This is a genomic window from Pseudomonas petrae, from assembly GCF_021728295.1.
In the GTDB taxonomy this organism is placed as follows: domain Bacteria; phylum Pseudomonadota; class Gammaproteobacteria; order Pseudomonadales; family Pseudomonadaceae; genus Aquipseudomonas; species Aquipseudomonas petrae.
The window spans coordinates 166,779-192,914 of sequence record NZ_JAKJXE010000007.1; the positions used below are offsets into that span (position 1 = coordinate 166,779).

General features: G+C 58.4%; 22 protein-coding genes, 4 tRNA genes and 1 pseudogene. 15 read left to right on the forward strand and 12 right to left on the reverse strand.

Going from position 1 to position 26,136, the window contains the following annotated elements:
* Positions 1-13: 13 nt before the first annotated feature.
* Together L4G42_RS14100 and L4G42_RS14105 are read right to left on the reverse strand one after the other, a co-directional pair.
* Positions 14-1,432: an O-antigen ligase family protein gene (locus L4G42_RS14100; protein WP_237260901.1), complete on the reverse strand. Its 1,419-nt coding sequence runs from the start codon at positions 1,430-1,432 to the stop codon at positions 14-16.
* 68 nt (positions 1,433-1,500) lie between these two features.
* Positions 1,501-1,923, reverse strand: coding sequence for a pilin (locus tag L4G42_RS14105; RefSeq protein WP_237260903.1), 423 nt, complete (start codon positions 1,921-1,923; stop codon positions 1,501-1,503).
* Positions 1,924-2,149: 226 nt separating this feature from the next.
* Here L4G42_RS14105 and pilB point away from each other — a divergent pair, with 226 nt between their 5' ends.
* The 5 genes from pilB to yacG are packed head-to-tail and all read left to right on the forward strand — an operon-like array spanning position 2,150 to position 6,759.
* Complete coding sequence (gene pilB / locus L4G42_RS14110; RefSeq protein WP_237255016.1) at positions 2,150-3,844, forward strand: type IV-A pilus assembly ATPase PilB; 1,695 nt, start codon at positions 2,150-2,152, stop codon at positions 3,842-3,844.
* A gap of 2 nt (positions 3,845-3,846) precedes the next feature.
* On the forward strand, positions 3,847-5,064 hold the full coding sequence (locus L4G42_RS14115) for a type II secretion system F family protein (RefSeq protein ID WP_237255017.1): 1,218 nt from the start codon (positions 3,847-3,849) through the stop codon (positions 5,062-5,064).
* A 2-nt stretch (positions 5,065-5,066) separates the two neighbouring features.
* Positions 5,067-5,939, forward strand: coding sequence for a prepilin peptidase (locus L4G42_RS14120; protein ID WP_237259300.1), 873 nt, complete (start codon positions 5,067-5,069; stop codon positions 5,937-5,939).
* Positions 5,936-6,556 (forward strand): dephospho-CoA kinase, encoded by a 621-nt coding sequence (coaE, locus tag L4G42_RS14125; protein WP_237259299.1) that lies wholly within the window; start codon positions 5,936-5,938, stop codon positions 6,554-6,556. Before L4G42_RS14120 ends, coaE begins: the two co-directional genes overlap by 4 nt.
* Complete coding sequence (gene yacG, locus L4G42_RS14130; RefSeq protein WP_062378727.1) at positions 6,556-6,759, forward strand: DNA gyrase inhibitor YacG; 204 nt, start codon at positions 6,556-6,558, stop codon at positions 6,757-6,759. Before coaE ends, yacG begins: the two co-directional genes overlap by 1 nt.
* A gap of 339 nt (positions 6,760-7,098) precedes the next feature.
* Here yacG and L4G42_RS14135 read toward each other — a convergent pair whose 3' ends face one another.
* Entirely contained in the window at positions 7,099-7,743 is a 645-nt protein-coding gene (locus L4G42_RS14135; protein ID WP_237259298.1) for a hydrolase, read from the reverse strand.
* 157 nt (positions 7,744-7,900) lie between these two features.
* Between L4G42_RS14135 and L4G42_RS14140 the strand changes: the two genes are divergently transcribed.
* From L4G42_RS14140 to L4G42_RS14160, 5 genes and pseudogenes are all read left to right on the forward strand, one after another.
* Entirely contained in the window at positions 7,901-8,800 is a 900-nt protein-coding gene (locus tag L4G42_RS14140; RefSeq protein ID WP_237259297.1) for a LysR family transcriptional regulator, read from the forward strand.
* A 379-nt stretch (positions 8,801-9,179) separates the two neighbouring features.
* Positions 9,180-9,809 (forward strand): DUF1780 domain-containing protein, encoded by a 630-nt coding sequence (locus tag L4G42_RS14145; RefSeq protein WP_237259296.1) that lies wholly within the window; start codon positions 9,180-9,182, stop codon positions 9,807-9,809.
* Positions 9,806-10,345, forward strand: coding sequence for an MOSC domain-containing protein (locus L4G42_RS14150; RefSeq protein ID WP_237255115.1), 540 nt, complete (start codon positions 9,806-9,808; stop codon positions 10,343-10,345). Before L4G42_RS14145 ends, L4G42_RS14150 begins: the two co-directional genes overlap by 4 nt.
* A 29-nt stretch (positions 10,346-10,374) precedes the next feature.
* Positions 10,375-10,528, forward strand: a pseudogene (locus L4G42_RS14155) (DUF3094 family protein).
* A 63-nt stretch (positions 10,529-10,591) separates the two neighbouring features.
* The gene (locus L4G42_RS14160; RefSeq protein WP_237259295.1) at positions 10,592-11,890 is read left to right on the forward strand and encodes an NAD(P)/FAD-dependent oxidoreductase; all 1,299 of its coding nucleotides are present in this window, start codon (positions 10,592-10,594) and stop codon (positions 11,888-11,890) included.
* Between the two features lie 584 nt (positions 11,891-12,474).
* Here L4G42_RS14160 and L4G42_RS14165 read toward each other — a convergent pair.
* Entirely contained in the window at positions 12,475-13,875 is a 1,401-nt protein-coding gene (locus L4G42_RS14165) for a diguanylate cyclase domain-containing protein (protein WP_237259294.1), read from the reverse strand.
* Positions 13,876-14,087: 212 nt separating this feature from the next.
* On the opposite strand from L4G42_RS14165, the gene pstS reads away from it, so the two are divergent.
* The gene (gene pstS, locus L4G42_RS14170) at positions 14,088-15,122 is read left to right on the forward strand and encodes a phosphate ABC transporter substrate-binding protein PstS (RefSeq protein WP_237259293.1); all 1,035 of its coding nucleotides are present in this window, start codon (positions 14,088-14,090) and stop codon (positions 15,120-15,122) included.
* A gap of 102 nt (positions 15,123-15,224) precedes the next feature.
* Here pstS and L4G42_RS14175 read toward each other — a convergent pair.
* The 7 genes from L4G42_RS14175 to rluD form a co-directional block, all read right to left on the reverse strand.
* Positions 15,225-15,301, reverse strand: a tRNA-Pro gene (locus L4G42_RS14175).
* A gap of 93 nt (positions 15,302-15,394) precedes the next feature.
* Positions 15,395-15,470, reverse strand: a tRNA-Lys gene (locus L4G42_RS14180).
* Between the two features lie 6 nt (positions 15,471-15,476).
* Positions 15,477-15,553, reverse strand: a tRNA-Pro gene (locus L4G42_RS14185).
* 20 nt (positions 15,554-15,573) lie between these two features.
* Positions 15,574-15,649: transfer RNA gene (locus tag L4G42_RS14190), tRNA-Asn, on the reverse strand.
* 350 nt (positions 15,650-15,999) lie between these two features.
* Positions 16,000-18,564 carry an ATP-dependent chaperone ClpB gene (gene clpB, locus L4G42_RS14195; RefSeq protein WP_237254906.1) on the reverse strand — a complete coding sequence of 855 codons (2,565 nt, stop codon included), beginning with the start codon at positions 18,562-18,564 and terminating at the stop codon, positions 16,000-16,002.
* 179 nt (positions 18,565-18,743) lie between these two features.
* The gene (gene pgeF, locus L4G42_RS14200) at positions 18,744-19,472 is read right to left on the reverse strand and encodes a peptidoglycan editing factor PgeF (RefSeq protein WP_237259391.1); all 729 of its coding nucleotides are present in this window, start codon (positions 19,470-19,472) and stop codon (positions 18,744-18,746) included.
* A gap of 8 nt (positions 19,473-19,480) precedes the next feature.
* On the reverse strand, positions 19,481-20,443 hold the full coding sequence (gene rluD / locus L4G42_RS14205; RefSeq protein ID WP_074890541.1) for a 23S rRNA pseudouridine(1911/1915/1917) synthase RluD: 963 nt from the start codon (positions 20,441-20,443) through the stop codon (positions 19,481-19,483).
* A gap of 151 nt (positions 20,444-20,594) precedes the next feature.
* Here rluD and L4G42_RS14210 point away from each other — a divergent pair, with 151 nt between their 5' ends.
* The 4 genes from L4G42_RS14210 (at position 20,595) to L4G42_RS14225 (ending at position 24,934) form a co-directional block, all read left to right on the forward strand.
* A complete protein-coding gene (locus L4G42_RS14210) occupies positions 20,595-21,617 on the forward strand; it encodes an outer membrane protein assembly factor BamD (protein WP_192173378.1) in 1,023 nt (340 codons plus the stop codon).
* Positions 21,618-21,769: 152 nt separating this feature from the next.
* Complete coding sequence (locus L4G42_RS14215; protein WP_272905113.1) at positions 21,770-22,009, forward strand: PP0621 family protein; 240 nt, start codon at positions 21,770-21,772, stop codon at positions 22,007-22,009.
* Entirely contained in the window at positions 21,999-23,591 is a 1,593-nt protein-coding gene (locus tag L4G42_RS14220; RefSeq protein WP_237259291.1) for a sensor histidine kinase, read from the forward strand. Before L4G42_RS14215 ends, L4G42_RS14220 begins: the two co-directional genes overlap by 11 nt.
* Before the next feature lie 2 nt (positions 23,592-23,593).
* Positions 23,594-24,934 carry a sigma-54-dependent transcriptional regulator gene (locus tag L4G42_RS14225; protein ID WP_237259290.1) on the forward strand — a complete coding sequence of 447 codons (1,341 nt, stop codon included), beginning with the start codon at positions 23,594-23,596 and terminating at the stop codon, positions 24,932-24,934.
* Positions 24,935-25,012: 78 nt separating this feature from the next.
* On the opposite strand, the gene thiO is transcribed toward L4G42_RS14225, so the two are convergent.
* Positions 25,013-26,119, reverse strand: a complete 1,107-nt coding sequence (thiO, locus tag L4G42_RS14230) for a glycine oxidase ThiO (RefSeq protein WP_237260910.1) — start codon at positions 26,117-26,119, stop codon at positions 25,013-25,015.
* Positions 26,120-26,136 lie beyond the last annotated feature (17 nt).

A 26,136-nucleotide genomic window follows, 5' to 3' on the forward strand; every position in this document is an offset into this window, starting at 1 on the left:
TGGTTCCGGCAAGCTACGGCGGCGATTCTGCAATCACTCCTTGCTGCCAAAACCGTGGCTGCAGGATTCCGCCGAAATCACGACCGTATTGATCTTCACGCCTGTCGAGGTCGGGAAAGTCTCGGACCACCGTGTACATGAGCAAGCCGACTGCGAGAATCAGTGTGGCGCTCCAACACCAGCGAAATGCCACGTTAGCCGACTCCGAAGAGGACCATTCATGGATACCCATGAGCCAACCCACTACAAGCGCCATCCAAAGTTGGGAGTAAGGCATGACTATTACGCCGTCCACCATAGCCTGCGTCAGTGCGCCCAGCAGACTCCCAAAAAGGCAGATTCTTAATATATCGACAGACCCACTCGACGCGATTCGTTTCCTGATCAACTGCAAAGTGGCCAGCAATCCTCGCGCCACGGGCCCCGTCACTAAAAGTGTTGAGGGGATGCCCCACTCACATGCCCATTGCAAAAAAATCTGGTGAGGATGTGCCGCAACCTGGTTGTGGATGTCCGCGAAGTGCATGGGGCCAAAGCCGAGCAGAGGGCGCGCTTTAATCATTTCCCACGCTTGCTGCCAGATTATTTCACGCGCGGATAATGAGGTGTTTAGCCGGTCGCCTGCAAAATTCGTCACCTCAACATTCATGTAGCCAGGGAGAAAGCTGAAAAAAAACAAAAACAGAGCTAGCCCGGTTGCTGCTGCGGTGATTTGCCATCTGAACCAACGTCGACCGCCGGCCCCGCAGCAGCAAAAAATGAATATCGCAGCGCACGCCATTCCTAACCAAGTGCCACGAGATCCGCCCGCAATAGCCATCATCCACCAGCACCCAAGGAGCAGAAACACCCAGAATTTGGTAGAGATCTTTGTCGCTGCTAATAAAAGTGGCAATGCTAGTAGAGGTAACGTGAAGGTCTGAAATTGTCCGTAAAAGCGTCTATTCGAGAAACCCTCAAACAGTAAAGTGGAATCGAGGGTAGCAATGCCACTGAATAACGCCGCAGCGAGGGCAGCAATGAATTGCAGACTTTTTACCGCACATAAAAAAATCACAAATGAAATAAGTATCCGGTCAAGATCCTGCCCAAAGCGGGCGCGCTCAAGCGCGAATGCACTGACGATGCAGCAGCTGCTCAATAAGACCGCGAGCTCAACCAAGGCCCATTGGGGCTGATGAGACTTCCAGATGGATAACAGACCGAGGCCTAATACGACCGTACCTAGGCTTACAGTCACTTTATCCAGAAATGCACGCGACTCGTGCCTTCCACTAGAGACCAGAGCAAAGCAGCACAATAGGGAAACTACCGATTGAGCAACGCGCTGCCAGTCGTTTCCGGATATCGGCGTAAACACGGCAGAAACAAAATACAGCGACATACAAAAATAAAAGTAAAGCCTGGGTTGCGCTGATCTTTCAAAAAACATGACGCCCCACTACGAAAAAAGGACCTTTTATAAAAAAGGCGCTTTTCAGCGCCCTTTTTACACCTAGATCAAGAACCTGCTGGTTTGCAGAGAGTAGGGCTGGAAGTAAGGCAGCCACCGCCAACAGTCCAAGTAGTAGCACCATTAGCGATAACCGGCGTCAGCGAGTACGTAGCCGCCGCAAGAATGCTGCCGGCACCGCTAGGAGTTACTAAGATAACGCCGTCTGTGACACCCACGCTTGTGACGTAAGGAGTAGTCACTGAACCCGGAATATCATTAGTCCCGGCACTGCAGCCGGTTCGGCTATTCAGCGAGGAAATACACATCGCAACAGCCGTCTTGTAGCCATCAGCAACGGAGGTAACTTCTGTATAGCGTGCGCGCATCGTGTAGTTTTGATAGGCAGGCAGTGCAACCGCAGCCAAAATCCCAATGATCGCTACCACGATCATCAATTCAATGAGGGTAAAGCCTTTCTGTGTTTGCATAACGTACATCTCCGATCGTCAATTTGGTGTCGCGTCTGAGTGACCTACGCATATGCCGTGCCAATCTCCTCAGTTGCTGTAATCTGGCCGTAATGATTCGTGCCCTTCTCGCAATGCCGTCGGCGATCAGCAGAATGTGACAAATATGGTCACATAGCTGGGGAGTATTTGGCAGCAAAGCCCGACTGCGATATAAACCAGTGACTGTCTGTGTGTGGTGGTTTTAATGACTGATGTCGTGCTTACGGGTTTGGCCAAACAGCTCGTTGTCGCTGAGCTCCTGAATGAAAAAGCTGCGCAGCAGGCTTATCTTCAGGCTCGCCAGAACAAAGTCTCACTGGTTAGCTACTTGGTGCAGAGCAAGCTGGTCAGAAGCCTGACGCTTGCAGAAGTGGCATCTGATCAGTTCGGGATCCCGTTTATGGATCTCACAAACCTTGATAAGGACAGCCAGCCGCGAGGCCTTGTGAGCGAAAAACTTATTCGCCAACACTCGGCGCTGCCCCTGTGGCGTCGCGGCAATAAGCTGTTTGTGGGTATTTCTGACCCCACTAATCATCAAGCCATCACCGATATCCAGTTCAGCACTGGCCTTACCACTGAAGCTATCTTGGTGGAGGATGACAAGCTCACCGCAGCAATCGAAAAGTTTTTCGACAGCCACGCTGGCATGGGTGATTTGGCTGATGTGGATCTGGGCCTTGAAATCGAAACGGTCGATGAGAGCAAGGAGTCATCCATCGCCGGTCAGGACGCTGATGACGCTCCGGTGGTCCGCTTCGTAAACAAGATGTTGATGGATGCCATCCGATTAGGCTCTTCCGACCTGCATTTCGAACCCTACGAGAAAATCTTTCGCGTGAGACTACGTACGGACGGCATTCTCCATGAGGTGGCAAAGCCACCGATTCACTTAGCCGGCCGAATAGCCGCGCGACTAAAAGTGATGGCAAGCCTGGATATTTCTGAACGTCGCAGGCCTCAGGACGGCAGGATAAAGCTGCGCATTTCCAAAAATCGCGCCATCGATTTTCGTGTCAACACGCTGCCTACGCTCTGGGGCGAGAAAATCGTTATGCGATTGCTTGACCCAACGAGTGCCCAGATGGGTATCGACGCGCTGGGTTACGAGCCCGAGCAGAAGGCACTTTATTTGGAGGCGTTAAGCAAGCCGCAAGGAATGATCTTAGTCACAGGTCCAACAGGCTCTGGCAAAACGGTTTCCCTCTACACCGGTCTGAACATACTGAATACGGTCGACATCAACATCTCAACAGCTGAGGATCCCGTTGAAATCAACCTGGAAGGTATCAACCAGGTCAACGTCAATCCACGCCAAGGGATGGATTTCTCTCAAGCGCTTCGTGCTTTCCTGCGCCAGGATCCCGATGTAATCATGGTCGGGGAAATTCGAGATCTGGAGACCGCGGAAATTGCCATTAAGGCCTCCCAGACGGGGCATATGGTGCTCTCCACACTTCACACTAATAGTGCCGCTGAAACACTTACCCGGTTGCACCACATGGGCGTTGCGGCATTCAACATTGCCACTGCGATCAACCTGATTATTGCGCAGCGCCTCGCACGGAAGCTGTGCCCGCTCTGCAAGCAAGAGGTCGACATCCCACGCGAGACATTGGTTGCAGAAGGTTTCCCGGAGTCGCAAATCGGCTCATTCAAGCTTTACTCCCCTGTGGGCTGCGAACACTGTAATGCCGGCTACAAGGGCCGGGTCGGCATTTACGAGGTCGTTAAAAGCACTCCCGCCTTGGAGCGCATCATTATGGAAGAAGGCAACTCCATAGAAATTTCGGAGCAAATGCGTAAGGACGGCTTCAACGACCTGCGTACATCCGGCCTGATCAAGGCAATGCAAGGGGTTACAAGCCTTGAAGAAATCAACCGGGTGACCAAGGATTAAGCATGGCGACCAAAGCAGTAAAAGTCAGCGTTTACACCTGGGAAGGTATCGATAAAAAAGGCGTGAAACAGAAGGGAGAGGTCAACGGGCATAATCAGGCACTGGTTAAAGCGCAGCTGCGCAAGCAAGGCATCAACCCTACCAAGGTCCGGAAAAAACCGGTCTCCATTTTCGGTTCTGGCAAAAAAATCAAACCATTGGACATCGCTTTTTTCAGTCGCCAGATGGCGACAATGATGAAAGCGGGAGTGCCACTGCTGCAGTCCTTTGACATTATTAGTGAGGGCTCAGACAACCCGAATATGCGCAAGCTTGTGGACGACATTAAACAGGAAGTCGCCGCCGGTCACAGCTTTGCAGCCGCCTTGCGCCAAAAGCCGCAATACTTTGACGATCTTTATTGCAGCTTGGTAGATGCTGGCGAGCAGGCCGGCGCCCTTGAAGCACTTCTGGAGCGTGTGGCAACGTATAAAGAAAAAACTGAGTACCTCAAAGCAAAGATCAAAAAAGCCATGACCTACCCAATCGCGGTGGTGATCGTGGCGCTCATAGTCAGCTCGATTCTATTAATCAAAGTGGTTCCTCAGTTCCAATCCGTTTTCGCAGGCTTCGGGGCGAAACTTCCGGCATTTACGTTGATGGTGATTGGCCTTTCCGAGGCACTGCAGAGCTATTGGTACATGTTCCTTATCGGCCTTGTCGCAGCAGTGCTGGCATTCAAAAACGCCCATAAGAAATCAGAAAAATTTCGAAACTGGATCGATAGATTACTGTTGAAAATTCCAATTATCGGCCCACTTTTGTACAAATCCGCTGTGGCTCGCTACGCCCGTACACTTTCCACAACCTTCGCCGCCGGTGTCCCGCTGGTTGAAGCCTTGGATTCCGTGGCAGGCGCGACCGGCAACGTCGTCTTTAGAAATGCCGTCAACAAAGTCAAACAAGACGTATCAACGGGCATGCAACTGAACTTCTCTATGCGCAGCACAGGCGTATTCCCAATGTTAGCAGTACAAATGACCGCCATTGGCGAAGAGTCTGGCGCGCTGGACTCTATGCTCGATAAGGTGGCTACCTACTACGAAGACGAAGTCGACAACATGGTCGACAGTCTGACAAGCCTCATGGAGCCTATGATCATGGCCTTCCTCGGTGTCATTGTCGGCGGGCTCGTCATTGCCATGTACCTTCCAATATTCCAACTAGGCAGTGTCGTCTAACCATGCCCCTCCTCGACCTCCTGGCCAGCTCCCCGCTGGCCTTCGTTCTATGCACGCTCATCCTAGGCCTACTCGTCGGCAGCTTCCTCAACGTAGTCGTCTACCGCCTCCCAAAAATGATGATCCGCGACTGGAAAGCCCAGTCCCGGGAAATGCTCGACCTCCCCGCCGAACCCCAAACAGAAACCTTCAACCTCATCCTCCCCCACTCCCGCTGCCCGCATTGCTCTCACAAAATCCGCGCGTGGGAAAACATTCCGGTCGTGAGTTATCTGTTCCTCGGCGGCAAGTGTTCCCAGTGCAAAGCCCCGATCAGCAAGCGTTACCCACTGGTTGAATTGGCGTGTGGCTTACTTTCGGCCTTCATCGCCTGGCATTTCGGTTTCGGCTGGCAGGCAGCAGCGATGCTGGTGCTGACGTGGGGGCTGTTGTCGATGAGTTTGATCGACGCCGATCACCAATTGCTGCCGGACGCGATCGTGTTGCCGCTGCTGTGGCTGGGCCTGATCGTGAATGCGTTCGGGCTCTTCACGTTGCTGACCGATGCGCTGTGGGGCGCGGTCGCGGGGTATCTGGTGTTGTGGTGTGTGTTCTGGCTGTTCAAGCTGATCACCGGCAAGGAAGGCATGGGTTATGGCGATTTCAAGTTGCTGGCGATGCTCGGCGCGTGGGGCGGGTGGCAGATTCTGCCGCTGGCGATTCTGCTGTCTTCGATTGTCGGCGCAGTGTTGGGCCTGATCTTGTTGCGCTTGCGCAATGTTGAAACCAGCACGCCGATCCCCTTCGGTCCTTATCTGGCGCTCGCGGGGTGGATCGCTTTGCTCTGGGGTGATCAAATAACGACTTCGTATTTGCAGATCGCCGGTTTCAGATGACTTCTCCTGCGTCAAAACCCTGGATTCTGGGCCTCACCGGTGGCATCGGCAGCGGCAAGAGTGCGGCGGCTCAGTGCTTCGTCGATCTGGGCGTGCACTTGGTAGACGCCGATAACGCTGCACGCTGGGTCGTCGAACTCGGGCGCCCTGCCCTGGCGCAGATTGCCGAGCACTTCGGCGCGAGCGTGCTGCAGGCCGATGGCACGCTGAACCGCTCGGCGTTGCGCGAGCTGATTTTCAAGGACCCGCAACAGCGGTTCTGGCTCGAAGGTCTGCTGCATCCGCTGATCCGCGAGGAAATCCGTCAGCACCTGGCGCGCGCTGAATCGGCTTACGCGATTCTGGTGTCGCCGCTGTTGCTGGAGACTTCTCAGCACCAGATGGTGCAGCGGGTATTGGTCATTGATGTGCCGGAATCGGTGCAGATTGAGCGCACGGTGTTGCGCGACAAGACCAACGAGGAACAGGTGCGGGCGATTCTCAAGGCGCAGGCCAGTCGCGAGGAGCGCTTGAGCCGGGCCGATGATGTGATCGTCAATGACCGTGACCCGGCCTGGCTGAAAAGAGAAGTCGAGCGTCTGCATCACTTTTATTTAACTTTGCGTGGAGGCCAGTGATGAGCCAACCAATGACCGTCGATTGCCCAACCTGCGGAGCGCCCGTGGAATGGACGCCGGAGAGTAAATTCCGGCCGTTCTGTTCGGACCGTTGCAAGCTGATCGACCTGGGCGCCTGGGCGTCGGAAGAACACGCGATTCCCGTCGCGCCGGATGCTGAAGACGAGCTGTTTTCAGGTGATTTCGACCCTCGTCAGCATTGATCAAACGCAGCGCTCGAAGGCTTAGTCGTTCAAGAGCGCCGACAGGTAACGGGGGCGGTTGACCTTCTTCAGCCACTCCGAACCGAACATCACTCGCGCCGCTACATTCCCCTCGTTCCAGATGGAGATCGAATTGCAGGAGCGCGCTTGCCCGCGATGGCGGTGGGTCAGGTAGTTAGATGTTGGCTGTGCTGAAGCATTCGCGGGCAAGCGCGCTCCTACAAGGGTTTGCGGTGTTCGATAAGCATGTGATCAACATCAGTCTGCTCTGCCGTTACAAACCCATAAACGAAAAAAGCTTCGCGACCTTGATCGCGAAGCTTTTTGTAGCCGAGCGTTTTAGCCCAACTTACGCTGCGGCGCGCCGTGAACCATGGTATACGCGTAGTCGACGCCCATGCCGTAGGCACCGCTGTGTTCCAGGACCAGTTCCATCACCGCTTCGTAGGTGTCCTTGTGTGCCCAGTCGCGCTGGAACTCAAGCAGCACCTGCTGCCAAGTCACCGGCACGGCGCCTGCCTGAATCATTCGCTGCACCGACATGTCGTGGGCTTCCTTGGTCGTGCCGCCGGAAGCGTCAGTGACGATGTACACCTCGTAGCCTTCAGCCAGTGCGTCCAGCGTCGGGAAGTTCAGGCAGACCTCGGTCCACAGCGCGGCAATGATCAGCTTCTTGCGACCGGTCGCCTTGACCGCTTCCACCAGTTTTTTGTCTTCCCATGAGTTCATCGACGTGCGCTCGATCGGCTGCTGATCAGGGAACACCGCCAGTAGTTCAGGCCAGATGAAACCGCTGAAGCTTTTGGTTTCGACCGAGGTGTAGATGGTCGGCACGTTGAAGATCTTGGCGGCTTTGGCCAAGCCAACCGTGTTGTTCTTCAGCGTCTGGCGGTCGATCGACTGGACGCCGAAGGCCATTTGCGGCTGGTGGTCGATCAGGATCAGGGCAGCGTTGGATGGGTTCAGCAGTTCGCGAATGGACATGGGTAGGTTCCTTTAGAGGGTCAGCAGTGAGTTCGTTATGGGTTAGCCGCTGTGCTGGTTAAGCGTGTTGGCTGGCTTGGGAGTGAATTTACGGACTGGCTGCTAAAGGAACAATCCCATAAAATCGGGACTCATTGTTTCCAAATAAGGAACGCTCATGGATCGTATCGAATGCATGCGCGCTTTCGTCGCCACGGTGGGCGCCAACGGCTTCGCGGCTGCGGCCCGCGCGCTGGACGTACCGCGCTCGAAAGTCAGCAAGCAGATTCAGGCGCTGGAAGAAGCCATCGGTGTGCAGTTGTTGCAGCGCACCACGCGCAGCCTGCATCTGACCGAAGCGGGCGCCGAGTACTACGACGCGTGTCGGGATGTCATCGCGTCGTTGGACGAAGCCGAACAACGGGCCCGGACCGGGATGGGTGAAATACGCGGTGTGTTGCGGGTCAACGCGCCGATGTCGTTTGGGCTGAGTCGTCTGGGCCCGCTGATTCCGCGTTTCAATAAGCTGCATCCGAACGTCGAGCTGCAAGTGGTGTTGAGCGATCAGCAAGTGGATCCGGTCAAGGGCGGTTTCGACGTGACGATTCGTATCGCCAGCCTGCCGGATTCGTCGATGATCGCGCGCTCACTGGCCCCGGCGCCGAGGATCATGGTGGCCTCGCCCGATTACCTGGCGCGCGAAGGCACGCCGCAAACGCCCAAGGATCTGGCAAACCACAAGTGCCTGAGCTACGGCTATCTGCAGAGCGGCGTGAGTCTGCAGTTGTGCAACGGCAAGGAGACCCAGCGGGTGACGGTGAGCGGACCGTTGCACGCCAACAACGGTGACATTCTGGCGCAGGCTGCGGTGGCGGGAATGGGCATCGCGCTGCTGCCCAATTTCATCGTCGAGCGCGCGGTGGCGGATGGGCGCTTGGTGCCGGTGCTGTGCGATTGGGAAGCGCCGGCGATTACGGTGAACGCCGTGTATCCCTCGGCCCGACGCGTGCCGATGAAGACCCGGGCGTTTATTGACTTTCTGGTGGCTGAGCTGTCGATTGAATCCGGGGCGTTTTAAGAGGAAGTCTGGGAGATGCTCACGAGCCAACGCCCACGAAATCTGGTTCGCCAAGAAACCTGCAAACCATGCGCGCCCATGTAGGAGCGCGCTTGCCCGCGAATCGGTCGTACATCCGACAGATTTCTATCGTTTGTACGTACGTCATCGCGGGCAAGCGCGCTCCTACGCTTGACGTGCGGCGGCGCGGGCTCTGCGTTGTACCTCAAACTGTAGAATCCGGCTTGCTGGCGAAGGCAATGGGTCAGACACTGCGGCAGTGGGTGATAAACCGTATTCGCCAGCAAGCCGGCTCCTACGGGGTAATACGGGCAGGCCAATGCAACTTTAAATCTAACCCTATGTTTCTTCTCCCCTCCGGAGCGTTAAGCTTGGCGCCATGGATGACTCCGATTATCTGCGTCTTTTGACGAGCCAGGCCGAGCAAGCCAATGCGTTTCTGTCCAATGCGCGCAAGTGGGAGCGCGAACGTTGGGTGTGCGAACGGTTGCTGCAAGGCCTGAACATTCCCCATCGCACCGAAGACTTCCTGCCTGCCGGGCAAGAGCCGCCGGACGTACTGTTTCGCGATGCGTGTTTTGAAGTGTTCTTTGTTCTGGACGAAGGTCGTCGGCTCAACGATGAGTGGCGCGAAGAACTGCAACGTCGGCGCAGCGCGTTTTCCCTCAGCCAGCTGGTGCGGCGCGAAGCCAAACCCAAACGCATTCCCGCTGCCGAGTTGCTCCGGCGCCTGGCACCCACGCTTCGTAAAAAGGCCCACAACTACAAAGAGCGTGGGCTGGATTTGAGCGAGCTGGACATCATTGCCTTCGCCAGCCTCAAGCGCGAAGTGCTCGACCTGAACAGCCATTTTCCGCCGCCCACCGAATATTTGCGTCAGGGCTGGCGATCTCTCTCGCTGGTCGGGCCGACCTTCGCCCGGGTATTGTTCGCCCATCCGGATGCTCCGGATTTCCTGCGGACCAATCTGGGCCGCAGCGTGGTGTTTGATGTAGGAATCAGTTTATGAGTCCGTTGCACGAATTGATCGCCGATGTACCCCAGCGCGGGCGTGTGCGCTGGATCGGTGTGCGCCCGGAGTCCCGTGGCGAGATGGTTGAACTTGACGCCGTGGAAGCTCGTCGCGAAGCCGGCCTGACGGGCGATCACGCACGGCCGGGGCCGCGCAACGCCCGACAGGTCACGCTCATCCAGTGGGAGCATTTTGCGGTGGTCAGCTCGCTGATGGGGCGAGTCGAGGACAATCCGGTGTTGCCCCAGGATTTGCGACGCAACATCGTGGTCAGCGGCATCAACCTGTTCAGCCTGAAAAATCGGCGCTTCCGCATCGGCCAGGCGATCTTCGAAACCACTGGCTGGTGTCAGCCCTGCGCGCGCCTTGAGCAACGCCTGGGCCACGGCATTTTTCAGGCCGTTCGCGGCCATGGCGGAATCACCGCGCGGGTGATACAAAGCGGCATCGTGCGTCTGGACGACGTTTTGTGTATCGAGCCAATCGAACCGAGCGTCCAGGACTTTGACGCAGCCAACAGCGCCGTTTCCTGATCCGGGTCAATATTGATAAAGAGCCTCAAATGACCAGCCGCCTGAAACCTGACGACCCAGCGCGTGTCGAAGAGTACCTTCGAGCGCCGGCCTTTTCGGCCTTGGCTGCTCCTCGTTGTTGTGCTGGTCGTGATGATCGGACTGGGCCCGTTGAGCCGTTTACTCAGCGATCTGACGCTATGAGCTGCCTTGCGCTCGCGCGGATTGCGCTGACACAGAATTCCTTAAGCCTTATGAGATATCCCCATGACCCATCGTATTGTGATTGTCGGCGGAGGCGCTGGCGGTCTGGAGCTGGCTACCCGTCTGGGTAAAACCCTGGGCAAGAAAGGCACCGCCAGCGTCACGCTGGTCGACGCCAACCTGACCCACATCTGGAAACCGCTGCTGCACGAGGTGGCCGCCGGTTCGCTCAACTCCTATGAGGACGAGCTGAACTACGTGGCGCAAGCCAAGTGGAACCACTTTCAGTTTCAGATGGGTCGCATGACCGGGCTGGATCGGGAGAACAAGCAGATCCATCTGGCCGAGACCCTCGACGAAAACGGCCATGAGCTGGTCCCGGCGCGCAGCCTGGATTACGACTCGCTGGTGATTGCCGTCGGCAGCACGACCAATGATTTCGGCACCAAAGGCGCCGCTGAACACTGCCTGTTCCTCGACACGCGCAAGCAGGCCGAGCGCTTTCATCAGCAATTGCTCAATCGCTACCTGCGGGCCCACGCCAGCCAGAATGATGTGGCCGAAGAGATCAACGTCGCCATCGTCGGTGCCGGTGCTACCGGTGTCGAGCTGGCCGCGGAACTGCACAACGCGGCGCACGAACTGGCGGCTTACGGACTGGGTCAGATCAAGCCGGAAAACCTGCGCATCACGGTGATCGAGGCGGGGCCGCGCGTCCTGCCGGCACTGCCGGAACGTATTGGCGGCCCGGTGCACAAGACGCTGGAGAAACTCGGCGTCACGGTGCTGACCAATTCGGCGGTCAGCGAAGTGACGGCTGACAGCCTGGTGACTGCGACCGGTCAAGTGATTCCTGCAACGCTGAAGGTCTGGGCGGCGGGCATCCGCGCTCCGGCATTTCTGGAAGGCATCGCCGGCCTTGAGACCAACCGCATCAACCAGCTGCAAGTGCGGCCGACGTTGCAGACCACCCGCGACGACAATATTTTCGCCTTCGGTGACTGCGCGGCCTGCCCGCAAAAAGGCACCGACCGCAACGTCCCGCCCCGCGCGCAAGCGGCGCATCAACAGGCGTCGTTGCTGGTGAAATCACTGAAGCTGCGCATCGAGGGCGGCACGCTGCCGGAGTATCGCTACCAGGATTACGGCTCGCTGATTTCGTTGTCGAAATTCTCGGCGGTCGGCAATCTGATGGGCAACCTGACCGGCAGTGTCATGCTTGAAGGCTGGCTGGCGCGGATGTTCTACGTTTCGCTGTACCGCATGCACCAGATGGCGCTCTACGGCATGTTCCGCACGCTGATGCTCATGCTGGGCAGCCGAATCGGTCGCGGCACCGAGCCACGGATGAAGCTCCACTAAGGCCGAGTCCTGCAGGTCTGCCGCGCAAAGTGCGGCGGACCTGGCTTGAAAATCAACCTTCTCAGGCATACCTCGCTTCCGCTTCCGCTTCTGCCGAAGGCGCAGGACCGCGCTTGCCGCGAAAGGGCCGGTACATCGGACATATTTGTATCGACTCTTCCTACGTCTTCGCGGGCAAGCGCGCTCCTACAATGACAAGATGCTACCGGGATACGCGCTTGGCTTAAGGCGTAGGAGCGTGGCTTGTCCCGCGATCTGGCGCGCAGCGGCAGCAAACCCGCCAATGCGGTGTGCCTGATAAAACAGGGTCGTCTGGTTGACTACCGGTTCCCGGCAGATCGCGGGACAAGCCGCGCTCCTACACCCTCCGTCCAGAATCAAAACCCCAACCTTCTCAGGCATACCTCGCCCCGCTTCTGCCGCAGGCGTAGGACCGCGCTTTCCCGCGAATGGCCGGTACATCGGACATATTTGTATCGACTGTTCCTACGTCTTCGCGGGCAAGCGCGCTCCTACAATGATGGTGGTGCTGCGGGATACGCGTCTGGCCCAAAGTCCGGGAGCCTTGCTTGAGCCACAGCACGCTATGGCATCACCTGTCCTTTGCCCAGATGCTTGGCCTTGTACATCCAGCGGTCGGCTTCGCGCATGAGTTCGTCAGGGGCTTTGCCGGAACCGGGTTCGTACATGGAAAAGCCGATGCTGGCGTTGCTGCGAATGACATCGCCTTTGATCGTGAGGGGCTGTGCAATCGCGAACAGGAGTTTCTGAGCCACTTCCCGCGCTTCGTCCACCCCCGGCGTGATGCCCTCCAGAATCACGATGAATTCATCACCGGCGAGCCGAACCAGGCTGTCGGTCCTGCGAATGCAGTTCTGCAAACGTGTGGAAATAGCGCGAAGAAGATCATCTCCGGCATCGTGTCCGTAATTGTCATTGATGAATTTGAACCCATCCAGATCGATGAACATCAACGCCAGCTGCAATCTGGAGCGATCCGCACGCGCCTGAGCGATGGGCAATAGCGAGTCCAGCGCGCGGCGATTGTGCAGACCGGTCAGGGAGTCATGTCGGGCCTCTTGCTCAAGCTCCTTGCGCGCTTGAATGTTCTGGATGATCGAAATGAAATATTCCAGCTCTCCTGCTTCGGACAGCTTCTTGGTCACGCTCAGATTGACCCAGACCGCGCTGCCGTTTTTGCGCAGGTAGCGCTTCTCCATCTGGTAGCTGTTGATTTGACCGACACTCAGCTGATGCAGCATCTCAAGATCACTGTCCAGATCGTCGGGGTGAGTGATGTCCTGAAACGTCAGGTGCTTGAGCTCATCGGGTGCGTAGCCAAGGACATCGCACAGCGCGGCATTGACGCTGATCCAGCCACCGCCCGGCGCGATCAGCGCAATGCCCACCGACGCCAGCTCGAACATTGAGCGGTAGCCCGCCTCACTGGCTTTGAACAAGGCCTCGGAGCGACTCTTCTGAACCTGCGCCAGCATGAGGTTTTCCCGCAGTTGCATTTCGCGGCTGACGATTTCGGCCAGGTCGTGGAGGATGGACAGCTCGTCTGGGGTGAGGATTCTGGGCTGCGCGTCAATGGCGCAAAGCGTGCCCACGGCGAAGCCCTGACTGGTGCGAATGGGTACGCCAGCATAAAAACGGATATGGGGATCGCCTGTGACCAGCTGGTTGTCGCAGAACCGTGCGTCTTCGAAGGCATCGGGCACCACAAGCTCGGTGGCTTCAAGGATGGCGTGCGCACAGAATGCGACCTCACGCGGCAACTCCGCCGCTTCAAGCCCCACTCGGGACTTGAACCACTGGCGGTCCTGATCCACCAGCGATATCAGAGCGATCGGCACGTTCAGCACTTGCGCTACCAGACGGGTGATGCGGTCCAGCGCGACCTCGGGTGGTGTGTCGAGTACTTCGAGAAAATGCAGCGCTTCAAGTCGCTGTTGCTCGAATGAAGGAGTTGGCGACTTCATATAACGGCCGATCCTGAAAAGACTGCCTGAAGTCTATACCGGGCCTCATGAATCCGCACCCGGAGCGACGTGTAAATAACCGGCCTGGCCGTCGCGATTGATCAACCTGCCGATGAAGAAAATCTGTCATGCCTTGTCATAAAAACGTGCTGTTTGCTGTGATCCCATCAACGCAACTCACCCCGATGTCGCTCGATTACAGGAAGTCATCCATGTTGCAGCTCTCCCGACTGATGCTGGCCGCAGGCCTTGGCATCGCGCTCAATCTATCCATGGCCGCCACGGCAGGCGCAGCGTCCGAGGTCACCGGCGCCGGCTCCACGTTCATTTATCCGGTGCTGTACAAATGGGCCACCGATTACAACCAGAAGACCCAGATCAAGGTTAATTATCAGTACATCGGCTCTGGCGCGGGCATTGCCCTGATCAAGGAAGGTGCCGTGGATTTCGGCGCGACTGACCGCCCGATGAGCTCGGCAGACCTTCAAACTTTCGGCCTGCAGCAGTTCCCGTCGGTGATCGGCGGCATTGTTCCTGTCATCAACGTCGCCTCGGTCAAACCGGGCACCCTGAAATTCACAGGCCCGGTGCTGGCCGACATCTACCTGGGCAAAATCAGCAAATGGAATGACCCGGCCCTCGCCGCCCTGAACCCGGGCGTGAAATTGCCTGACGCGAATATCAGCGTGGTGTATCGCTCGGATGATTCCGGCACCACGTTCAATTGGGTCAGTTATCTGGCGAAGGTCAGCCCGCAATGGAAGAACCAGCTCGGCGCGGGCACTTCGGTCCACTGGCCGGTGGGCATGGGCAGCAAAGGCAGCGAAGGCGTGGCGACGTACGTGAAGCAGGTGCCGAACTCGATCGGCTACGTCGAGTACGCCTACGTCAAACAGCAGAAGTTGAATTATGGGATGTTGCAGAACGCTGCTGGCACCTTCGTGACGCCGAGCACCGAGAGCTTTCAGGCGGCAGCCGCTACGGCCGACTGGAAAAACGCGAAGGATTTTGATCTGTCGATGCTCGACGCACCGGGGGAAAACGCCTACCCGATTACCGCCGCGACGTTCATCGTGATGTACAAGCAGCCCAAAGACGCCGACCGGCAGAAGACCGTTCAGGATTTTTTTCGCTGGACGCTGGAGAGCGGGCAGGAACACGCACGCTCGCTGGACTTCGCACCGATCCCTGACGATCTGAAAAATCAGATCGAGGCGTACTGGGCTAACCCGCCCAAGGCTCAGTGAATGCCAGAAACGAAAAAAGCGTCCCGAAGGACGCTTTTTTGTAGCTTCAGAGAGAATGTCGCTGAAGCGGTATTTTCTACCTGGATCCTGCTCAGGCGAAAATGGTCGGGGTAAGGGGATTCGAACTCCTGACATCCTGCTCCCAAAGCAGGCGCGCTACCGGACTGCGCTATACCCCGGTGAAACAAAGAAACACCTTACAGCATTTCCAGAGCGGGTGACGCGATTTGCGTCACTCCCTAAGATCCAACCCGATGAAGCCAGGTCAAAAATGGTGGGTCGTGTGGGATTCGAACCTACGACCAATTGGTTAAAAGCCAACTGCTCTACCAACTGAGCTAACGACCCAAATAATGGTCGGGGTAAGGGGATTCGAACTCCTGACATCCTGCTCCCAAAGCAGGCGCGCTACCGGACTGCGCTATACCCCGACGGTACTACCTCTTGAAATTGGCTCCGTGACCAGGACTCGAACCTGGGACCCAATGATTAACAGTCATTTGCTCTACCGACTGAGCTATCACGGAACGATCTTTTCAAATCTATCAATTTCAGATGCAGCGTTTGACGCGCTCCAATACAACAAATTCAGTAAATCTTCACCAGACGAATCTGGCGCTTACCTCACTGAATCTACCGCATTTTCAGCCTCTTCAACCTGTTTGCATCGCTGCGTTCACGTCTCTGAGGCGCGCTATTCTACATTTCCAGAAACACCTGTCAACCCTCTAAATTGCTTTTAAGACAATGATTTGCGACTTTTCTGCGGATAGCCCTCAAGCCCCCGAAAATCCTGCGGTTCAGGGAATAAATCACCGCGCATAAAAAAGGGCCCTCGCAAAGAGAGCCCTTCTGCGCCGCTATATAGAGGCGCAGATCAGCCGAAGACGATCTCGTCGTCCTGCACCGTGCCTCTGATGCCGGTGCCTGGCATGAAGCCACCCGACAGGATCAACTGAGCCAGCGGGTTTTCGATCCAGCGCTGGATCGCTCGTTTGAGCGGTCGTGCGCCGTACACAGGGTCGTAGCCGACGGCGATCAGCTTGTCCATCGCCTCGCTGGACAGCTCCAGACGCAGATCGCGCTCCGCCAGACGCTGGCGCAGACGGCCCAGCTGGATTTCGGTGATGCCTGCGATCTGGTCGCGGGCCAGCGGTTCGAAGATCACCACTTCGTCCACCCGGTTGATGAACTCCGGACGGAAATGCGTGGTGAGCGCATCCATGACCGCCGCGCGCTGCCCTTCGCGATCGCCAACCAGCTCCTGAATGCGAGCCGAGCCCAGGTTGGAGGTCATGACGATCACAGTATTACGGAAATCGACCGTACGCCCGTGACTGTCAGTCAGACGCCCGTCCTCAAGCACTTGGAGCAAGACGTTGAACACGTCCGGGTGCGCTTTCTCGACTTCGTCCAGCAGGATGACCGAGTAAGGCTTGCGGCGTACCGCTTCGGTCAGATAACCACCCTCTTCGTAACCGACGTAGCCTGGTGGCGCGCCGATCAGTCGGGCCACGGAATGTTTCTCCATGAACTCGGACATGTCGATCCGCACCATCGCCTCTTCGGTGTCGAACAGGAATTCGGCCAGCGCCTTGCACAGCTCGGTCTTACCCACGCCGGTTGGGCCGAGGAACATGAACGACCCGCTCGGACGATTCGGGTCCGACAACCCGGCACGCGACCGGCGCACAGCGTTGGCCACCGCGACGACCGCTTCGTTCTGGCCGATCACGCGCTGGTGCAGCAGCTCTTCCATTTTCAGCAGCTTGTCCCGCTCGCCTTCGAGCATCTTCGAGACCGGAATGCCGGTCCACTTGGACACGACTTCGGCGATTTCTTCCTCAGTCACCTTGCTGCGCAGCAACTGATTCTCGGGCTTGCCGTGCTGATCGACCATCTGCAGGCTGCGTTCCAGATCAGGGATGACCCCGTACTGCAATTCAGCCATGCGGTTGAGGTCGCCCTTACGCCGCGCCGCTTCCAGCTCCTGGCGCGATTGCTCGATCTTCTGCTGGATCTGCGCAGAACCGGTCACTTCAGCTTTTTCGGAGGTCCAGATTTCTTCGAGGTCGGCGTATTCCCGCTCAAGGCGCTGAATCTCTTCCTGGAGTTTTTCCAGGCGCTTGATCGCGGCCTCGTCGTCTTCCTTCTTCAGCGCCTGCGCTTCTACCTTCAGCTGGATCAGGCGACGTTCAAGACGGTCGAGCACTTCCGGCTTGGAGTCGATCTCCATGCGAATGCGGCTGGCCGCTTCGTCGATCAGGTCGATCGCTTTGTCCGGCAGCTGCCGATCAGTGATGTAGCGATGGCTGAGCTTGGCCGCCGCGATGATCGCGCCGTCGGTGATTGCCACCTTGTGGTGAACCTCATAGCGTTCCTTCAGGCCACGCAGAATGGCAATGGTGTCTTCTTCGCTCGGCTCATCCACCAGCACTTTCTGGAAGCGACGCTCGAGAGCGGCATCCTTCTCTATATATTGGCGATACTCGTTGAGCGTCGTGGCGCCCACGCAATGCAGCTCACCACGGGCCAGCGCCGGTTTCAGCATGTTGCCGGCATCCATCGAGCCTTCGGCCTTGCCGGCGCCCACCATGGTGTGCAGCTCGTCGATGAACAGAATGATCTGCCCTTCCTGCTTCGACAGTTCGTTGAGCAGGCCTTTCAGGCGTTCTTCGAACTCGCCACGGAACTTGGCGCCCGCAATCAGCGCCCCCATGTCCAGCGACAGCAGACGCTTGCCACGCAGGCCGTCCGGCACTTCGCCGTTGATGATGCGCTGGGCAAGGCCTTCGGCGATGGCGGTTTTACCCACGCCAGGCTCACCGATCAGCACCGGGTTGTTCTTGGTCCGACGCTGCAGTACCTGAATGGTCCGACGGATCTCGTCGTCGCGGCCAATCACCGGGTCGAGCTTGCCTTCCTCGGCGCGCTTGGTCAGGTCAACGGTGTACTTGTCCAGCGCCTGACGGGATTCCTCTGCGTTCGGGTCGTTGACCGCATCGCCGCCACGCAGGTTGCTGATGGCGTTTTCCAGCGCTTTCTTGCTGACGCCCTGACCAAGCAGCAGCTTGCCGAGTTTGCTGTTTTCGTCCATTGCGGCGAGCAATACCAGTTCGCTGGAAATGAACTGATCGCCTTTCTGCTGAGCCAGGCGATCGGCCTGGTTCAACAGGCGCGCCAGATCCTGCGACATGTTGACGTCGCCGGTGGGGTTCTGGATCTTCGGCAATTGGTCGAGCTCTTTGCTCAGCGCGGTGCGCAGGCTGTTGATGTCGAAGCCCACTTGCAGCAGCAGAGGCTTGATCGAACCGCCCTGCTGTTCAAGCAGTGCCTGCATCAAGTGCGCGGGCTCAATGGCCGGATGGTCCAGGCCCACCGCCAGTGATTGAGAATCTGAGAGAGCGAGTTGTAATTTGCTGGTTAAACGGTCAATACGCATTCGTCACCTTCCTATATGGGCAGGCCGGAGCAATGAACACACCTAATAAAGAAAACCTGCCAGATGGTTCTTTAGATGCGGTCGATTAGGCAGGATTCAAGCGCTGACGGGTTGACATGGATCAACATTAGCTTGAACGAAGGGATTCGGAAGGATTTAGTGCTGGAGCGCGGCTGAGGCTACCGGGCTTCGATCCAGACAAGCGAAGCGAACCGTCCGGTGCGTGCGCCACGGCGATAAGAGAAGAATCGCTCATCGTTGTAGGTCGAAAAACCTCCGCCGTAGACCGCTGCGACACCGTGGGCGGCGAGACGCAGACGCGCCAATTGGTAAATGTCGGCCATGAATTTGCCGGCGTTGGCGCCCGGCACGAATGCATCGGCTGTCTCGGGGTGCATAGCCATAAAGGCCTCGCGCACTTCCGGACCGACTTCAAATGCCTGCGGCCCGATAGCAGGGCCGAGCCAGACAAGGATGTCGGAGGGCGCATCGGCAAAACTGTCCACCGCCGCCTCAAGCACACCCGCCGCAAGACCGCGCCAGCCGGCATGGGCAGCAGCGACCTGAGTACCCGCTTTATTGCAAAAAAGCGCCGGCAGGCAATCGGCCGTCATGATGGTGCAGGCCACGCCCGCCGTCTTGCTCCAGCTGGCATCAGCCTGAAGCACTTCTGCCGGCGCCGCCTCGACAACGTCAATACCGTGAACCTGCGTCAGCCATGCAGGCTGAACGTTCAGGCGTGTGGTCAGTGCCGAACGGTTATGAGCAACGGCTGCTGGATCATCGTCAACGTGATCGCCGAGATTGAAGCTGTCGAACGGCGCCACACTGACACCGCCCGATCGCGTCGTGACGCACGCTTTGACACCCGCCGGCGCAGGCCAGTCGGGAATCAGCCAGTCCGTCACGGGTTCAGTCATCCGATGAACGCTTCGCGGTCTTGCTTGAGCAGGGTCAGCAGCCAGACAAAGTCGTCCGGCAGCGGCGATTCCCAGCTCATGCGCTTACCGGTCGTCGGATGATCCAGTTCAAGGAAACGCGCATGCAGCGCCTGACGCGGGAAATGTTTCAGGGATTCGACCATGTTGACGTTGGCAGCAGGTGGAATCCGGAATCGACCGCCGTAGGCAGGATCGCCTACAAGCGGAAAATTGATGTGGGCCATGTGCACACGAATCTGGTGGGTACGTCCGGTTTCCAGCTTGACCCGCACGTGGGTGTGGGAACGGAAACGCTCCAGAACCCGGTAATGGCTGACCGCAGGCTTGCCGCCTTCCATGACCGCCATGCGCTGACGCTGCTGGCCATGACGACCGATCGGTGCGTTGATCTTGCCGCCGGCAGTCACCACGCCGATGACGATGCACTCATAGATACGGCTCACGCTGCGGTTCTGCAGCTGGGTAACCAGTTGGGTCTGCGCCTGAATGGTCTTGGCGACCACCATCAGGCCGGTAGTGTCCTTGTCCAGGCGGTGCACGATGCCGGCACGCGGGACATTGATGATGTCCGGCACGTGGTGCAGCAAGGCATTGAGCAGGGTGCCGTCGGCGTGACCCGCTGCCGGATGCACAACCAGACCGGACGGCTTGTTGATCACCAGAATCTGGTCGTCTTCGTAGACGATGTCGAGCTCGATGTCCTGCGCGATCCACTCGCCCTGGGCTTCCTGCTCGGCTTTGAGGAGCAGAACGGCGCCGCCATGCACGATGTCACGCGGGCGCAAGACGCCTCCGTCAACAGTCAGGCGGCCGTCTTTGATCCAGGCGGAAAGGCGCGAGCGCGAGTGCTCTGCGAATAGTTGGGCGGCGACTTGGTCGAGGCGTTGACCGCCCAATTCGGACGGCACCTCTGCGCGGAGTTCTATGATCTCAGACATGCTCAAACTAGGAGGTGGCACTGGCCTTTGGTTTCGGCTGTGCGCTTGTGGTTAAATACGGCGTCTTTTGTCCCGGGGGTTCCACGGGGCGCCCATCATAACAGGACGGTCCTGCGCAAGACAGCAGGCCGTTATAGGGACGCAAGCCGCCATGCAAGTGAAACACCTGCTGCTGATAGCCATCCTCGGACTTACTGTTGCCTGTTCTTCGAAGAAAGAAGTCATCGACGAAAACCTCAGTGAAGTCGAGCTGTACCAGCAGGCGCAGGCCGATCTGGACAACAACAGCTATAACAGCGCCACCGAGAAGCTCAAGGCGCTGGAGTCGCGTTATCCGTTCGGTCGCTACGCTGACCAGGCCCAACTTGAGCTGATCTACGCCAACTACAAAAATGGCGAGCCGGAAGCTGCCAAGTCGGCGGCCGAGCGTTTCATTCGTCTGCACCCGCAACACCCGAACGTCGACTACGCCTATTACCTCAAGGGCCTGACCTCGTTCGACCAGGACGTCGGCATCATCGCCCGCTTCCTGCCGCTGGATCAGACCAAGCGCGACCCGGGCGCTGCTCGCGATTCGTATAACGAGTTCGCCCAGCTGACCAGCCGCTACCCGAACAGCCGCTACGCCCCTGACGCCAAGCAGCGCATGATTTACCTGCGCAACCTGCTGGCGGCCTACGAGATTCACGTTGCCGACTACTATCTGACCCGTCAGGCCTACGTGGCAGCGGCCAACCGTGGTCGCTACGTGGTTGAAAACTTCCAGGAAACCCCATCGGTCGGTGACGGCCTGGCGGTCATGGTCGAGGCCTATCAGCGTCTGCACCTGGACGACCTGGCCGACACCAGCCTGCAAGTCCTGAAGACCAACTACCCGGATCACCCGCAACTGGTAGACGGCAAGTTCGAAGCGCGCACGGCAGAAGCCGACAACCGCTCGTGGCTGTCCAAGGCGACGCTGGGCCTGATCGAAAGCCGTCCGCCGCTGCCGCCAGGACAAACCCGCGCCAACCAGGACGTGATCAAGCAGTACCAGGACGCCAAGGAAGCCATCCCTGCCGACCTGTTGCCTGAGAACCAGTCAGCTGACGAAGAGAAGAAAAACAATGACGACGACGGCACGCCGAAAAGCCGCTCGATCTTCAGCTACATGACCTTTGGCCTGTTCGACTGATTCAGTCCCTGCCAAACGTCAGTTAAAAGAGGCCCTTCGGGGCCTTTTTTAATGCCCGGCCGTTTTCCGACAGCATCCGGTGATGGAGATGACTGTGCGCCCGACACCCGCTTGGCTACACTGCGCGCTCTTCACTTCATAAGCTGACAGACATGATTCGCTTGATTATGTGGATCGCCCTGATCGTGGCGGCCATCTGGTTTTTCAAACGCTTGACCAAAGGCCCTGCCCCTCGCCCGAAGCCCGCGACGCCGGAAATCGACGCTGCGCCCATGGTGCGATGCGCGCAATGCGGCGTGCATGTCCCTCGCGATCGCGCGCTGAGCCAGGACCAGCAATGGTATTGCACCGAAACACACCGTTTGCAGGGCCCCGCCGCACGTGACCGCTGACAGCCTGTCGCTGAAGACGCCCCAGGCCCAACGCATCCTGCGGCTGTATCACTTGTATCGTCTGAGCATCGGCGTGCTGCTGGTGCTGCTGATTTCCACCAGCCTGGATGCCGAACTGCTGGAGCTGGCCGACATCGAGCTGTTCCGCATCGGCTGCTGGCTGTACCTGGTGTTCAATATCCTCGTGGTGGTGCTGCTCGAACGACCGAGCCGCCAGGGGCAACTGTTCTCCCTGGCCATGGCCGACACGCTGATGCTGGCCGCGCTTTTTTATGCCGGAGGAGGCGCACCGAGCGGCATTGGCAACCTGATCATTGCCTCGGTGGCGATCAGTAATGTCCTGCTGCGCAAGCGGACCGGACTGCTGATTGCCGCGCTCTCGGCCATCGGCATCATTTATCTGACTTTTTACATCAGCTATCACAAGCCCTCCGCCGCCAATCATTTTGTGCAGGCCGGCTCGCTGGGCGCCCTGTGCTTCGCGGCGGCACTGCTGGTTCAGGCCCTCGCACGGCGACTTCAGCTCAGCGAAGACATCGCCGAACGTCGCGCCGCTGACGTCGACAACCTTGAAGAGCTCAACGCGCTGATCCTGCAGCGCATGAGAACCGGCATTCTGGTGCTCGATGAGGATCACAAAGTACTGCTCGCCAACCAGAGCGCGCTGAATCTGCTGGGCCACGAGCGCCTGCTGGGCGAAATTGTCGACGCTTACTCGCCGCAACTGGTCGAGCGCCTGGGTCAGTGGATAACCAATCCGTCCATGGCGCCACGCAGCATTACCACCTCGGCCATTGGTCCGGTGCTGCGCCCGGGTTTCATCGCACTGGCGCGCGGCAGTGATCGCCACACCCTGGTGTTTCTCGATGACCTTTCTCAGATATCCCAACAGGCCCAGCAGCTCAAACTTGCCGCGCTGGGCAGACTGACTGCCGGTATCGCCCACGAGATCCGCAACCCGCTGGGCGCCATCAGTCATGCCGCCCAACTGCTGCTGGAATCCGCGGAACTGACGGCGCCGGACCGGCGTCTCAGTCAGATCATTCACGATCAATCGCGGCGGATGAATCTGGTGATCGAGAACGTTCTGCAGTTGTCTCGTCGACGTCAGACCGAACCCCATCTGCTCGATCTCAAGCAGTGGCTCGAGGAGTTCGTCCGTAACCTTCGCGATGAGCTGACGGCTAATCAGGCCGTGCACCTGGACATTGGCCCGGGCGTCCTCAGTACGCAGATGGACGCCGAACAGTTGCAGCAAGTGATGAGCAATCTGCTGCAAAACGGATTGCGCTACAGCGGTCAGCTGCACGAACACGCGCAAGTCTGGCTAAGGTTGTTTCAAGCCCCATTCAGTGAGCTGCCGACGCTGGAAGTCCTTGATGACGGGCCGGGCGTTGCCGAAGAGCACCTAGCCAAAATCTTCGAACCCTTCTTCACCACCGAAAGCAAAGGAACCGGGCTGGGCCTGTACCTGTCGCGCGAGCTGTGCGAAAGCAATCAGGCGAGCCTCAATTACACTCCACGGGAAGGTGGCGGAAGCTGCATGCGAATTACCTTCGCCCATCCGTTCAAGCTGAGCTGAACATGAGCCAACGGCAAAAGATCCTGATCGTCGACGATGAGCCGGACATTCGTGAGTTGCTGGAAATCACGCTCGGACGGATGAAGCTGGACACCCGCAGCGCGCGCAACGTCAAGGAAGCCCAGGAGTGGCTGGCGCGCGAGGCGTTCGACCTGTGCCTGACCGACATGCGCCTGCCGGATGGCAATGGCCTGGAACTGGTGCAGCACATTCAGAAGCGCCACAACCAGGTGCCGGTGGCGATGATCACCGCCCACGGCAGCCTCGACACAGCGATCCATGCACTAAAAGCCGGCGCGTTCGACTTCCTCACCAAGCCGGTCGACTTGACGCGGTTGCGTGAACTGGTCGCCAGCGCCTTGCGCCTGCGCATCGCGCCTGCCGAGGACAACCGCATCGACCATCGCCTCCTCGGCAGCTCCCCGCCGATGCAGTCGCTGCGCAAGCAGATCGGCAAGCTGGCCCGCAGTCAGGCGCCGATCTACATCAGCGGCGAATCGGGCAGCGGCAAAGAACTGGTGGCCCGGTTGATTCATGAGCAAGGCCCGCGCGCCGAGCATCCGTTTGTGCCGGTCAACTGTGGCGCGATTCCGTCAGAGCTCATGGAAAGCGAATTCTTCGGGCACCGCAAAGGCAGCTTCACCGGCGCCCACGAAGACAAGCCCGGGCTGTTTCAGGTTGCGAATGGCGGCACCCTGTTTCTCGATGAAGTGGCTGACCTGCCGCTGGCGATGCAGGTAAAACTGCTCCGCGCTATCCAGGAAAAATCCGTTCGCGCGATTGGCGGCCAGCAGGAGCAAGTCGTGGACGTTCGCGTGCTGTGCGCGACTCACAAGGACCTCAATGAGGAAGTGGCCGCCGGGCGTTTCAGGCAGGATTTGTATTACCGGCTGAACGTCATCGAGCTACGCGTCCCGCCCCTGCGCGAACGCCGCGAAGACATCGAAGAGATCGCCAACAGCGTGCTTCGCCGCCTGACCGAGTCAGCCGGCGAGCCTGCCACCCTCCTCCCGCCCCACGCGCTGGCGGCGCTTAAGGGCTACCGCTTCCCCGGCAATGTGCGCGAGCTGGAAAACATGCTAGAGCGGGCGTACACGTTGTGCGAAGACGATCAGATCAACACCGCAGACCTGCGCCTGGCCGAGCCGTCACGTCCCACCGAGCAGGACGGCCCAAGCCTGGCCGACATCGATAATCTGGAAGACTATCTGGAAAGCATCGAGCGCAAACTCATCCTGCAAGCGCTGGAGGAAACCCGCTGGAATCGCACGGCGGCGGCGCAGCGTTTGAATTTGACGTTTAGGTCGATGCGTTATCGGTTGAAGAAGCTAGGGCTGGAGTGATGGATTCGACGACGCCGGACAGGTCCCAAATAGGGACTGATCGTTCCCTTTATGGGACCTGTTATCTGGCTGAACCACTCAAGCGTTAAGCCTTCCCGCAGGCGCATACGGCGCCTCATCAATAATAGGCTCATCCCCCAACAGCAAATCCGTCAGCAACTGACACGACGCCGGCGCCAGCACCAGGCCGTTTCGGTAGTGCCCGCAGTTCAGCCATAAGCCTTGATGATTCGGCACAGGTCCGATGAAAGGAATGCCATCAGGCGAGCCCGGTCGCAAACCTGCCCAATGCCCGACCACCTGCGCGTCCGCCAGCGCGGGGATCAGTTCGATCGCCGAGGCTTTCAGGCTTTCCAGGGCATTTTCGGTGGGTGTCTTATCAAACCTTTCGTGTTCGAGCGTACTGCCGATGAGGATATGCCCGTCACGCCGAGGGATGGCGTAACGGCCCTTGGCGAGGATCATGCTCGGCAGAAAGTCGGCGGCGCACTTGTAGAGGATCATCTGCCCTTTAACCGGTTCGACGGGCAGTGCCAGCCCCAGTTTGCCGAGCATATCGCCGCTCCATGCGCCCGCCGCCAGCACCACGCTGTCGCCGAGCACATCGCCGTCTTGCGTCGTGACACCCAAAACGCGATCACCGTCGCGCACAAAGTCGATGACATGGCAGTGCTCACGAATCACCACGTTGGGAAGCGCCAGCAGTGCCGCCTTGAGCGACTTGACCAGACGCGGGTTGCGGACGTTGGCGACGTCGGCCATGTGCACCGCACGTGAATACCCGCCGCCCATGACGGGGACGGCATCGTACACGGCAGAAATATCCACCGATGTCAGCGGACGATTCATACGCGCGGCCCACTCGAGCGCCTCGGCCTCGTCATCCAGGTCCAGCCAGTAAAGGCCGGTCTTGTGCACTTGCGGATCGATGCCGGTCATCGCCAGCAAGCGCTCGGCGAGCTGCGGATAAAAATCCTGCGACCAGTGTGAGAGCGCCGTTACGGCCGGGCTGTAACGCCACGGGTAAAGCGGCGACACGATGCCACCCCCGGCCCATGATGATTCCTGGCCGACTTCCGAGCGATCGAGCAGCGTGACGCTTCTGACCTTTGAGGCGAGGTTGAAGGCGGTCAGGAGACCGATGACGCCGCCGCCGATGATGATGACTGAATCATGATTTAGCACGTCGGCCACGGCCTGTT

Coding starts and splice junctions, on each gene's coding strand:
- L4G42_RS14150 (WP_237255115.1), top strand. CDS start 9,806: ATGAGTCCGTTGCACGAATTGATCGCCGATGTACCCCAGCGCGGGCGT.
- yacG (WP_062378727.1), top strand. CDS start 6,556: ATGAGCCAACCAATGACCGTCGATTGCCCAACCTGCGGAGCGCCCGTG.
- L4G42_RS14215 (WP_272905113.1), top strand. CDS start 21,770: ATGATTCGCTTGATTATGTGGATCGCCCTGATCGTGGCGGCCATCTGG.
- pstS (WP_237259293.1), top strand. CDS start 14,088: ATGTTGCAGCTCTCCCGACTGATGCTGGCCGCAGGCCTTGGCATCGCG.
- L4G42_RS14120 (WP_237259300.1), top strand. CDS start 5,067: ATGCCCCTCCTCGACCTCCTGGCCAGCTCCCCGCTGGCCTTCGTTCTA.
- L4G42_RS14115 (WP_237255017.1), top strand. CDS start 3,847: ATGGCGACCAAAGCAGTAAAAGTCAGCGTTTACACCTGGGAAGGTATC.
- rluD (WP_074890541.1), bottom strand. CDS start 20,443: ATGTCTGAGATCATAGAACTCCGCGCAGAGGTGCCGTCCGAATTGGGC.
- L4G42_RS14135 (WP_237259298.1), bottom strand. CDS start 7,743: ATGTCCATTCGCGAACTGCTGAACCCATCCAACGCTGCCCTGATCCTG.
- L4G42_RS14145 (WP_237259296.1), top strand. CDS start 9,180: ATGGATGACTCCGATTATCTGCGTCTTTTGACGAGCCAGGCCGAGCAA.
- coaE (WP_237259299.1), top strand. CDS start 5,936: ATGACTTCTCCTGCGTCAAAACCCTGGATTCTGGGCCTCACCGGTGGC.
- L4G42_RS14225 (WP_237259290.1), top strand. CDS start 23,594: ATGAGCCAACGGCAAAAGATCCTGATCGTCGACGATGAGCCGGACATT.
- L4G42_RS14210 (WP_192173378.1), top strand. CDS start 20,595: ATGCAAGTGAAACACCTGCTGCTGATAGCCATCCTCGGACTTACTGTT.
- L4G42_RS14105 (WP_237260903.1), bottom strand. CDS start 1,923: ATGCAAACACAGAAAGGCTTTACCCTCATTGAATTGATGATCGTGGTA.
- pilB (WP_237255016.1), top strand. CDS start 2,150: ATGACTGATGTCGTGCTTACGGGTTTGGCCAAACAGCTCGTTGTCGCT.
- L4G42_RS14100 (WP_237260901.1), bottom strand. CDS start 1,432: ATGTTTTTTGAAAGATCAGCGCAACCCAGGCTTTACTTTTATTTTTGT.
- L4G42_RS14160 (WP_237259295.1), top strand. CDS start 10,592: ATGACCCATCGTATTGTGATTGTCGGCGGAGGCGCTGGCGGTCTGGAG.
- L4G42_RS14140 (WP_237259297.1), top strand. CDS start 7,901: ATGGATCGTATCGAATGCATGCGCGCTTTCGTCGCCACGGTGGGCGCC.
- L4G42_RS14165 (WP_237259294.1), bottom strand. CDS start 13,875: ATGAAGTCGCCAACTCCTTCATTCGAGCAACAGCGACTTGAAGCGCTG.
- clpB (WP_237254906.1), bottom strand. CDS start 18,564: ATGCGTATTGACCGTTTAACCAGCAAATTACAACTCGCTCTCTCAGAT.